Origin of the sequence: Agromyces sp. NPDC058110 (genome assembly GCF_042884735.1) — a bacterium.
Taxonomy (GTDB): domain Bacteria; phylum Actinomycetota; class Actinomycetes; order Actinomycetales; family Microbacteriaceae; genus Agromyces.
The window spans coordinates 27,609-40,511 of record NZ_JBHVTI010000003.1 but is presented as its reverse complement, the minus strand read 5'-3'; the positions used below and the strand labels follow the sequence as shown (position 1 = coordinate 40,511).

Sequence of the window (12,903 nt, the reverse complement as noted above, 5' to 3'; positions counted from 1 at the left end):
CCTCGTTTTCGTCTGCACAGGGCGTCAGCCCGTGGGGGGAGAACCATGGATCGCACAGCACGCACGATCGGCGTCGGCTTGGTCGCCGCAACCGCGGCGATGGTGCTCGTCGGATGCGGGCTCCTGCAGCCGCCCGAGCGCTTCCGCGACGATGCGACCGTCGAAGGCACGGTGCGCACGATCGAGATCGACGAACCCGACGGCAGCGTCGTCGTGCGCGGAGATGCCGACGCCACGACGATCGAGGTCGCCCGCACGGTGTCGTACCGCGGCGAGCGCACCGTCGGTGAGACCTTCGAGCTCGACGACGGCGTGCTCGTGCTGAGCGGATGCGGTCGCAACTGCACCGTCGACTACACGATCGACGTGCCGGCGGGCGTCGACGTGCGCGGTGCGACCACGAACGGCGCGATCGAGCTCACGGCGGTGCACGAGGTCGACGTCTCCACCGCCAACGGCCGGATCGAACTCGACGACGTCACCGGCGCGATCGAGGCCGAGACGAGCAACGGACGCGTCGAGGGCAGCGGCCTCGCCGGAACCGGCATCCGGGTGTCGACGTCGAACGGCGCGATCGACCTGCGCCTCGCGACCCCTCAAGACGTCGACGCGCGCACCTCGAACGGGGCGATCGACCTGGCCGTGCCGACCGACGGCGCCGGCTACCGCGTCACGACCGACACCTCGGACGGCTCGGTCGACATCGACATCGACGAGGACTCCGACGGCGAGTTCTCGCTCGATCTCGCGACCTCGAACGGGTCGATCACCGTGTCGGGGCGCTGACCCCGCCGACTCCGCGCCCGCAGGCATGTCGGCCCGTCGGCCTCCCCCGGATGGGCGGTTGCCGCGATCCGGGGGGTGCGAGATGCTGAATCTCGACCCGACATCGCGCCGAACGCCGCCCTCCGGCGATCGCGGCGGTGGAGGGCGTCATGACGGGCAGCGAAGACGAGCAGCCGCCCGACCTCGCCCGCTTGCAGCGCATCGCGTACGGCTCTGGGGCGACGGATGCCGAGCGGGCTGCGGCCGCGCGGGCCCTGGCGGGTGCCGACGCGAGAATCGATCGAGCGGAGCGCCCCTCCGGCGACCCGGGTCCGCCGACCACGACGACGCAGCCCAGAAGCGCCGACGGCGGCCGGTTCCACGACGGCAGCGCGGAGCGCGATCGCCGCACCAGGTCGCGCCTGCGATGGACGATCGTGGCCGCCGCCGTCGCACTCGCCTGCGGCGTGCTCGTCGGCTGGCTGATCGGCGCGCGCGACGACGGCGGGGCGTCGTCGCCTGGCGCGGTGCCCGCTGCGACCGACCTCACGTATGCGGAGTACCTCGAGGCGCTGCCGCGCGTGGGCGATGCCCAGGCCTCGGAGGTGTTCACGAGGGAGTCGATCTCGGGCGATGCGCTGCCGCGCTCATGGGCGAACGACGGCTTCTTCCAGCAGCGACTCCTGCTCACCCTGCCCGACGGCACCGACGTCTTCGCGGCTCGACGCGAGGGCGAGGTGTGCCTGATCCTGGCCTTCCCGGCGACCTCGGGCGGCCAGAGCCGCTGCACCGAGGACGGACGGTTCCCCGAGTCCGGCATCCACGTCGTCGCCTATCGGGAGGCCGCCCGGTTCGAGGTGGCCTGGATGTCCGACGGCACCGTGCTCGTCACCACCGACCCGCACTGATCGGTTCGGCCTGCGTGCGCGCCTGGGCGCGCCGCAGGTGCTGCGTCGCGGTTGCCCTGAGCGCCGGCCTGCGGCATCCTGAACCGGACCTCGGCGCACCCGGACCGCGCCGCCGACGGAGGATGCCGTGCCCGAACCCGACGACGACCTCGCCCGCCTGCAGCGCCTCGCCTTCGGCTCGGGGGCCTCGGACGCGGAGCGAGCGGATGCCGCGCGCGAACTCGACGCGCTCATCGCGGCCCGTGCCGACGCTTCCGCCGCCGAAGCGGAGGCGGAAGGGGCGGACGGAACGCCGGGAGCCAGGGCCGCCGCGGAGGGCGACGCGATGCCCGTCGCGACCCCGGAGCTCGCCGACGACGTGCCGGACGGCGCGGAACCCGCTGCGACCCGGCGCACGTGGCTCGCCCGCCCACTCGTCGTGGGGGCCGCCGCGCTCGTGGTCGGCCTGCTCGCCGGCTGGCAGCTCGGCACCGGCTCGCTCGCGACCGCGGACGCCTCGGGCTCGACGCCCACCCCGACGCCGACGCCGACGTTCGAGGGTCCCCGCACGATGGCCGAGTACCTCGCGACGCAGCCGCTCGCCTCGGACGCGCCTGTCGGCGAGCTGTTCGAACGCCCGGCGACCGACGCCGACGTGCCGCCGCTCCCGGTCGACTACGACCTCGGTCGAGGCCCGCTCGAGTTCCGCGCCCTCGCCAACCGCACCGGCGGCGGGGCTGCGGACGCCAGCGGCGAACGCTTCTACTTCGCGGCGCGCGACGAGGTGGATGTGTGCCTGCTGATCATGACCGTGTCCGAGTCGTCGACCGCCGAGATGGGATGCACCGACGACGGCCTGTTCCCCGTCGACGGTCTCCGGGTCGGCGGCGTCGGCCTGAGCTTGAACGGCGACCTCTCGATCCCGACCCTCTGGTGATGCCGGGCGATCAGGCCGCGGCGCGCGCGTTCTTCGCGTCGCGCCAGGCCAGGTACTCGCGCACGGCCGTGAGGTCGTAGTCGGGCCCCGTGATGCCCAGCGTGAAGAGGCGAACGCCCGCGTCGTAGAGCGCGTCGGCGTGCTCGAGGTCGGCGGTGCCGCGGCCGAGCTCGTTCGAGACCGTGATCTCGGAGACGTCGCGGCCGACCTGGTCGCCCCACGACTTCAGCACGTCGAGCTTGTGCCCGAGCCCGGCCGGCGCGACGAACGAGTGCCAGATGTCGGCGTGCTGCGCCACGATCTTGAGCGTCTTCTGCTCGCCCTTGCCGCCGATCATCACGGGGATCTTCCGGGTGGGCGCCGGGTTGAGCTTCGCCCAGCGTGCCTCGATGCGGGGCAGCGCACCGGCGAGGGCGTTGAGGCGCCCGCCGACGGTGCCGAACTCGTAGCCGTACTCGTCGTAGTCGCGCTCGAACCAGCCCGATCCGGTGCCGAAGATGAAACGGCCCGTGCCGCCCTTCGCGCTGATGTGGTCGAGCGTGCGGGCCATGTCGGCCTGGAGGTCGGCGTTGCGGTACGAGGTGCAGTTCACGAGGGTGCCGAACTCGATGCGCTCGGTCTGCTCGGCCCACGCGCCGAGCATGGTCCAGGCCTCGAAGTGCAGGCCATCGCGGTCGCCGTAGAGCGGGAAGAAGTGGTCCCAGTTGAAGACGATGTCGGCGCCGAGCTCCTCGAGCCGCAGCACGGTGTCGCGGATCGCGGCGTACTGGGCGTGCTGGGGCTGCACCTGGATGCCGAGGCGCACGGACGAGGTAGGGCTCATGGTTCGAGCCTACGTCCGTTCGAGACCCCGATCGCCGGTCGCTCGAGATCCGCGCCGGCCACCTGCCAGTCCGCCCGACACGGCCGAACTCGTGATTCCGGCGCACGATTCACGCGTCGGCACCTGTCGAGGCGCAACCGATCGTCGTACACTCCGAGGATGGACAACCTCGACCGCGCGATCCTCGACCTGCTCCGCCAGAACGCGCGGGCGGGCTACGGCGACATCGGATCGTCGGTCGGGCTCTCCGCGTCGGCGGTCAAGCGGCGCGTCGACCGCCTCGTCGCCGACGGCGTCATCCGCTCGTTCACGATCCAGGTCGACCCCGCCGTCGACGGCATGTCGACCGAGGCCTACGTCGAGCTGTTCTGCCGCGGCACCGTCGCGCCCGACGAGCTCCAGCGCATCCTGCAGGGCGTGCCCGAGGTCGTCTACGCGGGCACCGTCACGGGCAGCGCAGACGCGATCGTGCACATGCGGGCGCGCGACATCGCCTCGCTCGAAGACGCGCTCGAACGCGTGCGCATCGCCCCGAACGTCGACCACACGCGCAGCGCGATCGTGCTCTCGCGTCTCGTCAACCGCAGCAGGGACTGACGGATGGATGCCGCGGCCGGCCCGCTCGCGTTCAGCATCGACCCCGCGGCATCCGCACCGCCGTTCGAGCAGTTGCGGCGGCAGGTGGTCGAGCGCGTCGCCGACGGCACGCTCGCACCGGGTACGCGCCTGCCCACGGTGCGCGCCCTCGCCGATGACCTCGACCTCGCGGTGAACACCGTCGCGAAGGCGTACAAAGCGCTCGAGGCCGACGCCGTCATCGAGGGGCGCGGGCGTGCCGGCACGTTCGTGTCGACCGCAGGCGACCCCGCCGAGCAGGCCCTGCAGGCCGCGGCGGCCGACTACGCGGCCCTCGCGCGCCGGCTGGGCGCCTCGCCGTCGGCCGCGCGTGCGATCGTCACCGCCGCCCTCGACGCCCCCTGACCCTCCGCCACGTCGCCGGAGCGGTGATGTCGCGCAAATCGACGGCGTCGCGCGCCGGTGACGACGATGTGCGCGACATCACGGCCGCAGGTCAGGCGGTGGCGGCGAGCGCGAGCGTCGCCGTGACGAGCACGAGCGGCGCAGCGAGGAGGCCGAGCAGCATGAACCTCGGCCACGAGATCTCGACGCCCATCGACACCAGGCGCTGATGCCAGAGCAGGGTCGCGAGCGATCCCCACGGCGTGATGATGGCGCCCGCGTTCACGCCGATGAGCAGCGCGACCAGGCGCACCGGATCGTCGCCCGCGAACGGCTCGAGCGCGAGGTACGCGGGCAGGTTGTTCACGAGGTTCGCCGACGCCGCGCCGACGCCCGCGAGCCGCAGCAGGTCGAGCGGGCCGTCGCCCGTACCCGCGAGGGTGGCGAGCACGTCGGTCGCGCGCAGCGCGTGCAGCGCGTCGACCGCGAGGAACAGGCCCGACGCGAACACCACGAGCTGCCACGGCACGAGCGATCCCGTGAGCGCCGCGGGCCGGCGAAGCGCGAACGCGACGGCGAGCACAGCCGCGGCGATCGCCGCGGGGATCCAGACCTCGACGCCCGACACGAGCGCGGGCACGAGCAGCGCGAGCGTGATCGCGGCCACCCGGAACAGCACCGGGTCGCCGGGCGGCGTCGAGGTCTCGGGCTCGAAGCGAGCGAGCAGCTGACGCGGCCTCGTCGCGAAGAGCACCGCCGCCGTCACCGCGACGGCCGCGAGCGCAGGCGCCGCCGTGAGCGCCGCGAACTGCAGCGGATGCAGGCCGAGGTGCTCGGCCGCGAGCAGGTTCGTGAGGTTCGACACGGGCAGGAGCAGGGAGCCCGTGTTGGCGATCCACACCGTCGTGAGCGCGAACGGGATCGGCGAGATGCGCGCGTGCGAGGCCAGCGCCACGACCACCGGCGTCAGCAGCACCGCCGTCGTGTCGAGCGACAGGAACACCGTCGAAGCGGTCGCGAGCAGCAGCACGAGCAGCCACAGGGCGATCGCCCGGCCGCGCGCGAGGCCGGCGAGCCGCTCGGCGATCACGCGGAACAGGCCAGCCGCATCGGCGAGCTCGGCCACGATCGTGACCGCGACGACGAACGCCAGGATGGGCGCCACGCGCCCGGCGAGCTCGACCACCGCACCCTCGGGGAGTACGCCGAACACCGCCGCCGCCCCGCCGAGCAGCAGCAGCACGGCCCCGATGATCGCTGTGCGCACCGGACGACGTTACCCCGCCCGAACCGTCGCGCCGTGCGATGTGCTTGCCTCATCGCACGATGAGGCCTACCGTTCGAACATGGCGGGTACAGAGACGACTCCCATCGACATGTCCCGGCCCGAGGGCAAGGGCCTCGCGGTCGGCACGCTCGGGCTCTGGGGCTCGACCGTCATCGGACTGGCCTCCACCGCACCGGTCTACTCGCTCGTCGCGACGCTCGGCTTCGTCGTGCTCGCGGTCGGGGCGCAGGCGCCGATCGTCTTCGTGATCGCCTTCGTGCCGATGCTCTTCATCGCGTTCGCATACCGGGAGCTGAACAACGCCGTGCCCGACTGCGGCACCACGTTCACGTGGGGCACCAAGGCGTTCGGCCCCTGGGTGGGCTGGATGGGCGGATGGGGCGTCGCGGTCGCCGGCATGGTGGTGCTCGCCAACCTCGCCCAGATCGCCGGCATCTACTTCTGGTCGCTCATCGGCGACGGCTCGCTCTCCGAGAACCCGGTCGTCGTCACCGCCACCGGCGTCGTCTTCATCGCGGCGATGACCTGGGTGAGCTGGCGCGGCGTCGAGATCGGCGAGCGCATCCAGAACGTGCTGCTCGGCATCCAGTACGCGGCCCTCGCGATCTTCGTGATCGCCGCGCTCTGGCAGGTCGCCTCGGGCGACGCACCCGGGGCGACGGCATTCGACTGGTCGTGGTTCAACCCGTTCGCGCTCACCGACTGGAGCAGCTTCGTCGAGGCGACCCTGCTCGCGCTGTTCATCTACTGGGGCTGGGACACGTGCCTCGCGCTCAACGAGGAGACGAAGGACCCGAAGCGCATCCCCGGCCGCGCCGCGCTGCTGACGACGATCATCCTGCTCATCACCTACGTCGGCGTGACGGTCGCCGCGATGATGTACGCCGGACTCGGCACCACGGGCTCCGGCCTCGGCAACGAGGCCAACGCCGACGACTTCTTCCTCGCGATCAAGGACGGCCTGCTCGGCCCGTTCGGCTGGGTGCTGGTGGTCGCCGTGCTCATCTCGGCGGTGTCGTCGACGCAGACCACGATCCTCCCGACGGCCCGAGGCACCCTCGCCATGGCCGCGTACAAGGCGCTGCCCCGCCGATTCGCCACGGTGCACCCGACGTACAAGACCCCGTCGTTCTCGACGCTCGTCATGGGCATCGTCGCGATCGTCTACTACGTGGGCATGTCGCTCATCAGCGACTCCCTGCTGCAGGACTCGGTGCTCTCGCTCGGTCTCGCGATCGCGTTCTACTACGCCATCACCGGGTTCGCGTGCGTCTGGTACTTCCGCCGCGATCTCTTCACGTCGGCCCGCGCGTTCTTCTACAAGGGCCTGCTGCCCCTGCTCGGCGCCCTCCTGCTGACGTACGCGTTCGTGCAGTCGGCCATCGACATGTACGACGTCGACTACGGCTACACGGTGCTGCTCGGCATCGGCGGAACCTTCGTGCTCGGCATCGGCGCGCTCGCCTTCGGCGTCGTGCTCATGCTGATCTGGTTCGCGTTCCCGCGGTCGAAGCCGTTCTTCAGAGGAGAGAGCCTGAACCGCGACACCGAGGTGCTCGTGCCAGAGGATCCGTCGGACTACCCGCGATCGGTCGACGGCGGCATCTGAGCCGCGTGGCGCCCGCCCCGCGGCATCCGCTCAGCTCTCGGGAATGGGCTCCTTGGGCAGGCGGCGCACCTTCGCGCGCCGCTTGCGCCGCTCGGGGATCATCGAGCGCATCTCCTCGAGGCGGCCGAAGCAGAGCAGGCGGTCGCCCGCCTCGAGCAGCACGCCCTTGCGCGGGTTCGGGATGACCGTGGTGCCGCGGTGCAGCGTGAGCACCGTGATGTCGCGCTCCCAGAGGCCGGACTCGCCGAGCGTCTTGCCCACGAGGTCGGCGTTGCCGTGCACGAGCAGCTCGGCAACGCCGTAGCCCGTCGAGACCGTGAGGCGCTGGCGCACGTCGATCTCGGGGAACGCGACCTGGTTGGCCATGTAGTCGATGATCGCGCCCGCGACGTCGAGGTTCGTCGCCGTCTCGATGCCCTGCAGGCCCGGCGACGAGTTGACCTCCATCACGAGCGGGCCGTCGTTGCCCTCGAGCATGTCGACGCCGGCGACCTTGAGGCCCATGATCTGCGCCGAGCGCACGGCGGCCTGCTCGTACTCGGGCGTGAGCTCGACCGCCTCGACGCTGCCGCCGCGGTGCACGTTCGAGCGGAACTCGTCGCCGTTCGCGACGCGGCGCATGGCCGCGACGACGCGATCGCCGACGACGAGGGCGCGGATGTCGCGTCCGCGGCTCTCGGCGATGAACTTCTGGATCAGCACGTTCTGCTTCGTCGAGTGCAGCGTCTCGATGATCGCCTCGGCGACCTTGACGGTCGGGGCGAGGATCACGCCGATGCCCTGCGTGCCCTCGAGCAGCTTGATGACCACGGGCGCGCCGCCGATCAGCTCGATCGCCTGGCGCACGTCGGCGCGGTTGCGCACGAACGAGGTCGGCGGCAGGGCGATGTTGTGCCGCGAGAGGATCTGGTGCGCGCGGAGCTTGTCGCGCGCGTTCGTGATGCCGTTGGCGGTGTTCGGCGTGTAGACGTCCATCTGCTCGAACTGGCGCACCACGGCCGTGCCGAAGTACGTGATCGAGTTGCCGATGCGCGGCAGGATCGCGTCGTAGTCGCTCAGCGGGCGACCGCGGTACTGCAGGTCGGGTTCGACGCCGGCGAGGTCGATCGCGAACCGCAGGGTGTTCAGCACCTTGACCTGGTGGCCTCGCTGCAACGCTGCAGCCCGGAGTCGCTGGGTCGAGTACGCCTGCGGGGCACGCGAGAGAATCGCCAGTTTCAAAGTCAGCCCCTGCCATGATGGATCGAGATGAGAGAGCCAGACCATTCAAGCACCATCGCCGGATGGCGCGAGTGGGCGAGCCTTCCCGAGATCGGCGTCGAGTGGATCAAGGTGAAGCTCGACACCGGTGCACGGTCGTCGTCGCTGCACGCGTTCGACGTCGAGGAGTTCGAACGCGACGGCGAGCCGTGGGTGCGCTACGGCGTGCGGCCCTGGCAGAACTCCGATGACGACGCCGTCGTGGTCGAGTCGCGAGTGCACGACCGACGCGCCGTGCGCAGCTCGTCGGGCCACTCCGAGGAGCGCATCGTGGTGCTGCTCGACATCGTGCTCCTCGCCCGCGAGATGCAGGCCGAGGTCACCCTGAGCAACCGCGACGAGATGGGCTTCCGCATGCTCATCGGGCGCGAGGCGCTCCGCAACGGGTTCCTCGTCGCATCGGGCGAGTCGTTCCTCGGCGGGCGGGCGCCGCGCGGCGTCCGCCGTCAGAACCGCGGGCGCGACCCGCACCCGCCGACCGCGTAGCGACGACGCAGGAACGACCGCGCGCGACATCCGATGATCGGATGCCGCGCGCAGGCGGTCCAGCGGAGGGTCAGATCACGCCGTCGGTGATCGTCGTCGGGTTGCCGAACCGGTGGTTCGTGATCGAGATCGCCTGCTCGTGCAGGAACGGCAGCAGCTCGACGCGACCCGACGGCGTGGCCCGGTGCGACCAGACCGCGACATCGGGCGTGCCCTCGAGCGCGACCGCGAGTGCGACGGGGTTGCCGCCGACCATGCGCACGCGCGACGCGCCGACGCCCTTCTTCGAGACCCGGGTGAGCCACGCGGCGTCGCCCTCGCGACGGATGTCGACGTTCTTCGCCCCGAGCAGCTGCGCCACGCCCTTCGGCAGGTCGTGCGCGGTCGAGACGGTCAGCGCCGAGCCGGCGAGCACGCCCGCGGCGATCACGCGGAGTCCCTCGCCGAGGGTCGCGGCCTCGCCGATGCGGATGGCGACGGGGAGCGAGCGGTAGCGGAAGAGGTTGCGCTCGACGCCGACGCCGGAGACGTCCTTCACGGTCGCGTACTCCTCGGTCCACGCGATCTGGTCGGACAGGGCGGAGCGGCGGAGCACCTCGAACGACTCGAAGTCGATCGACGACTGCGAGGCCTCGATGACCTCGGAGACGCGCTTCTCGAGGCCGCGCAGGTGCAGCGAGCCCGACGTGGCGTCGTGCTGGGGCACCCAGTCGCCGAGGCCGAAGAGGTAGTTCGGACCTCCGGCCTTCGAGCCGGCGCCCACGGCCGAGCGCTTCCAGCCGCCGAACGGCTGGCGCTGCACGATCGCGCCCGTGATGCCGCGGTTGACGTAGAGGTTGCCGGCCTCGACGCGGTCGAGCCAGGTCGCGACCTCGTCGGAGTCGAGCGAGTGCAGGCCGGCGGTGAGGCCGTAGTCGACCGCGTTCTGCATGCGGATGGCCTCGTCGAGGTTCTTCGCGTGCATGACGCCGAGCACGGGGCCGAAGAACTCGGTGAGGTGGAAGTAGGAGCCGGGCGCGACGCCGGTGCGCACGCCGGGCGACCAGAGCCGGCCCGTGTCGTCGAGGCGCTTCGGCTCGACGAGCCACTCCTCGCCGATGCCGAGCTGGGTGAGCGCGTGCTCGAGCTTGCCGTTCGCGGGCTCGACGAGCGGGCCCATCTGGCTGGTCGCGTGCTCGGGCCAGCCGACCTTGAGCGACATCGTCGCGTCGACGAGCTGGCGCATGAAGCGCTCGGACTTGGCGACCGAGCCGACCAGGATCACGAGCGACGCGGCCGAGCACTTCTGGCCGGCGTGGCCGAACGCGCTCTTCACGACGTCGGATGCCGCGAGGTCGAGGTCGGCCGACGGCGTGACGATGATGGCGTTCTTGCCGCTCGTCTCGGCGAGCAGCGGCAGGTCGGGGCGGAACGAGCGGAACAGCTTCGCGGTCTCGTACGCGCCGGTGAGGATGACGCGGTCGACCGAGCGGTGGCTGACGAGACGGCTGCCGAGCTCGCGCTGCGCGAGGTCGACGAGCACGAGCAGGTCGCGCGGGATGCCGGCCTCCCACAGGGCCTCGACCATGACGGCGCCCGAGCGCTGGGCGAGCTTCGCGGGCTTGATGACGACGGCCGAGCCAGCGGCGAGCGCGGCGAGCACGCCGCCGGCGGCGATCGCGACCGGGAAGTTCCACGGCGGGGTCACGACCGTGACCTTCGACGGCACGAACTCGGCGCCCTGCACCCGGTCGAGCTCGCGGGCCCGCTCGGCGTAGTAGTGCGCGAAGTCGATCGCCTCGCTGATCTCGGGGTCGGCCTCGGCGATGGTCTTGCCGGTCTCGGCGGCCATGACCTCGATGAGCCGGTCGCGGTTCGCCGCGAGGGCGAGGCCGGCGCGGTGCAGCACGGCGGCGCGCTCGTCGCCCGAGAGCTGGCCCCATGCCCGGCCGCGCTCGGCGGCGACGGCGACGACGTGGTCGAGGGTCGCGGCGTCGTCGATGCGCGCCGCGGCGATCGTCTCGATGCCGAGGCGCGACTCGGGCACGCGGGCGAGGATGCGGCGACCCCAGTCGCGGTTCGCGGCGAGCGCCGGATCGGTGTCGGGCTCGTTCGAGAACCCGGGCGTCACGCCCGAACCCTGCGGCGCAGGTGCGCCGTCGAGGGCCGTCGCCCCGTCGATGCCGTCGAACGCGTCGAGGCCGTCGCCGAGGCTTCCGCGGCGGATGCCGAGCACCACGCTCGTGAGCGACTCGTCGGCCTCGTGCTCGGCACCGGGCGCGGGGGCGTCCTTCGGGGCCATCGCCGCGGCGAAGGACTCCTCGGTCCACTCGGTGCGACGGTTCTGCACGCGGTTCGGGGCGGGTGCCGCCGTGGAGTCGAGGTCGGCTTCGAGCGCGGCGAGCGACGCGAGGTAGCGCTGCTCCTCGCGGTCGAACAGGCGGGCGTTCGACGCGAGGTCGAAGACCGCCGACATGAAGTTCTCCTGGCTCGCGTTCTCTTCGAGGCGGCGCACGAGGTAGGCGATCGCGACGTCGAACTCGCTGGGGTTCACGACGGGCGTGTAGAGCAGCAGGTTGCCGACGTCGCCGCGCACGGCCTCGGCCTGTCCGGTGGCCATGCCGAGCAGCATCTCGAACTCGATCCGGCCGGTGACGCCTCGGTCGACGGCGGTGACCCACGCGTCGGCCACGTCGAACAGGTTGTGCCCGGCGATGCCGAGCTTGACGGCATCCGTGCGCTCGGGGGTCATCGACCACCGCAGCACGCGCTTGTAGTTGGTGTCGGAGTCCTGCTTGGTGCCGTAGGTCGCGACCGGCCAACCGTGCACGGCGGCGTCGACGTGCTCCATCGCGAGGTTGGCGCCCTTGACGACGCGCACCTTGATGGGTGCGCCGCCCTCGGAGCGACGACGGGTCGCCCACTCGTTCAGGCGCTGCATGGCGCCGAGCGCGTCGGGCAGGTAGGTCTGCAGCACGATGCCGGCCTCGAGCTGCTTCAGCTGCGGCTGGTCGAGGAGCGCCGTGAAGACCGCGATCGTGAGGTCGAGGTCGCGGTACTCCTCCATGTCGAGGTTGATGAACTTGGCCTTGCCGCGCGCCTCGTTCTTCGCCGCGAGCTCGTAGAGCGGGGTGAGCTTGGCGACGACCTTCGCGACGGCCTCGTCGAACGACCACATCGAGAGCTGGCTGACGACGCTCGAGACCTTGATCGACACGTAGTCGACGTCGTCGCGCGCGAGGAACTCGGTCGTGCCCTTGAGGCGGCGGTCGGCCTCGTCTTCACCGAGCACGGCCTCGCCGAGCAGGTTGAGGTTCAGGCGGTTGCCCGACTCGCGGAGGTGCGCGATGGCGGGCCCGAGCTTGGCGGGCGTTGCGTCGAGCACGAGGTGGCCCACCATGGCGCGCAGCACCCGGCGGGCGATGGGCACGACGACCCACGGGAGCACCGGCGCGAAGACGCCGCCGACGCGGATCGCGGCACGCAGGTACCACGGCAGGAACTTCGGGGTCAGCTTCGCGACCTGCGCGAGGTTGCGACCGGCGACGCCCAGGTCCTCGGGCCGCATGACGCCGTCGACGAAGCCGACGGTGAAGGCGAGGCCGTTCGGGTCCTTCAGCACGCCGGCGAGTCGCTCGGCGGAGACTTCGGCGGGGTGCTCGGCGCTCTCGGCGAGCCAGCGGCGCACCAGGGCGACGACGCGCTCCGTGCTCGACGTCACGATGGTGGCGGGGTCCGACATGGTCACGAGGGTAGTGTCCTTTGCTCCGGGCGCCCTGGGGTTCGCTGCGCCTGTCGGGTTAAGCATGCGTCGGGGCATCCGTTCGGTAAAGCGAATGAATCCGATGGATACTGTTCAGCAGAACCGAATGATTCGAGACCCGACCCGAACGGATGCCGGAGGCCGCC

The 12,903-nt window shown here is 71.5% G+C and carries 11 protein-coding genes; 7 read left to right on the top strand and 4 right to left on the bottom strand.

Translation table 11 applies throughout. From position 1 onward, the window contains the following. Positions 1-45: 45 nt before the first annotated feature. The 3 genes from ACFVS8_RS07805 to ACFVS8_RS07795 all read left to right on the top strand — a co-directional run bounded on the left by ACFVS8_RS07805 (position 46) and on the right by ACFVS8_RS07795 (position 2,589). On the top strand, positions 46-786 hold the full coding sequence (locus tag ACFVS8_RS07805; RefSeq protein WP_387059898.1) for a DUF4097 domain-containing protein: 741 nt from the start codon (positions 46-48) through the stop codon (positions 784-786). 149 nt (positions 787-935) lie between these two features. After that, positions 936-1,673, top strand: a complete 738-nt coding sequence (locus ACFVS8_RS07800; RefSeq protein WP_387059895.1) for a hypothetical protein — start codon at positions 936-938, stop codon at positions 1,671-1,673. A 127-nt stretch (positions 1,674-1,800) separates the two neighbouring features. Then, on the top strand, positions 1,801-2,589 hold the full coding sequence (locus tag ACFVS8_RS07795) for a hypothetical protein (protein WP_387059892.1): 789 nt from the start codon (positions 1,801-1,803) through the stop codon (positions 2,587-2,589). A gap of 10 nt (positions 2,590-2,599) precedes the next feature. On the opposite strand, the gene ACFVS8_RS07790 is transcribed toward ACFVS8_RS07795, so the two are convergent. Further along, entirely contained in the window at positions 2,600-3,412 is an 813-nt protein-coding gene (locus ACFVS8_RS07790) for an LLM class F420-dependent oxidoreductase (RefSeq protein ID WP_387059889.1), read from the bottom strand. 159 nt (positions 3,413-3,571) lie between these two features. On the opposite strand from ACFVS8_RS07790, the gene ACFVS8_RS07785 reads away from it, so the two are divergent. Both ACFVS8_RS07785 and ACFVS8_RS07780 read left to right on the top strand, forming a co-directional pair. Continuing rightward, positions 3,572-4,009: an Lrp/AsnC family transcriptional regulator gene (locus ACFVS8_RS07785; RefSeq protein WP_055854559.1), complete on the top strand. Its 438-nt coding sequence runs from the start codon at positions 3,572-3,574 to the stop codon at positions 4,007-4,009. Between the two features lie 3 nt (positions 4,010-4,012). Continuing rightward, positions 4,013-4,393 (top strand): GntR family transcriptional regulator, encoded by a 381-nt coding sequence (locus ACFVS8_RS07780; protein WP_387059885.1) that lies wholly within the window; start codon positions 4,013-4,015, stop codon positions 4,391-4,393. Between the two features lie 91 nt (positions 4,394-4,484). Here ACFVS8_RS07780 and ACFVS8_RS07775 read toward each other — a convergent pair whose 3' ends face one another. Further along, the gene (locus tag ACFVS8_RS07775; protein ID WP_387059882.1) at positions 4,485-5,639 is read right to left on the bottom strand and encodes an SLC13 family permease; all 1,155 of its coding nucleotides are present in this window, start codon (positions 5,637-5,639) and stop codon (positions 4,485-4,487) included. Between the two features lie 79 nt (positions 5,640-5,718). On the opposite strand from ACFVS8_RS07775, the gene ACFVS8_RS07770 reads away from it, so the two are divergent. After that, positions 5,719-7,269 carry an APC family permease gene (locus ACFVS8_RS07770; protein ID WP_387059879.1) on the top strand — a complete coding sequence of 517 codons (1,551 nt, stop codon included), beginning with the start codon at positions 5,719-5,721 and terminating at the stop codon, positions 7,267-7,269. A 30-nt stretch (positions 7,270-7,299) separates the two neighbouring features. Here the strand turns inward: ACFVS8_RS07770 and rimK are convergent, their stop codons facing one another. Then, positions 7,300-8,490 (bottom strand): 30S ribosomal protein S6--L-glutamate ligase, encoded by a 1,191-nt coding sequence (gene rimK, locus ACFVS8_RS07765; RefSeq protein ID WP_387059876.1) that lies wholly within the window; start codon positions 8,488-8,490, stop codon positions 7,300-7,302. 27 nt (positions 8,491-8,517) lie between these two features. Between rimK and ACFVS8_RS07760 the strand changes: the two genes are divergently transcribed. After that, complete coding sequence (locus ACFVS8_RS07760) at positions 8,518-9,015, top strand: ATP-dependent zinc protease (RefSeq protein WP_387059873.1); 498 nt, start codon at positions 8,518-8,520, stop codon at positions 9,013-9,015. Positions 9,016-9,085: 70 nt separating this feature from the next. Here the strand turns inward: ACFVS8_RS07760 and ACFVS8_RS07755 are convergent, their stop codons facing one another. Further along, positions 9,086-12,736, bottom strand: a complete 3,651-nt coding sequence (locus tag ACFVS8_RS07755; RefSeq protein WP_387059870.1) for a proline dehydrogenase family protein — start codon at positions 12,734-12,736, stop codon at positions 9,086-9,088. Positions 12,737-12,903: the final 167 nt, after the last annotated feature.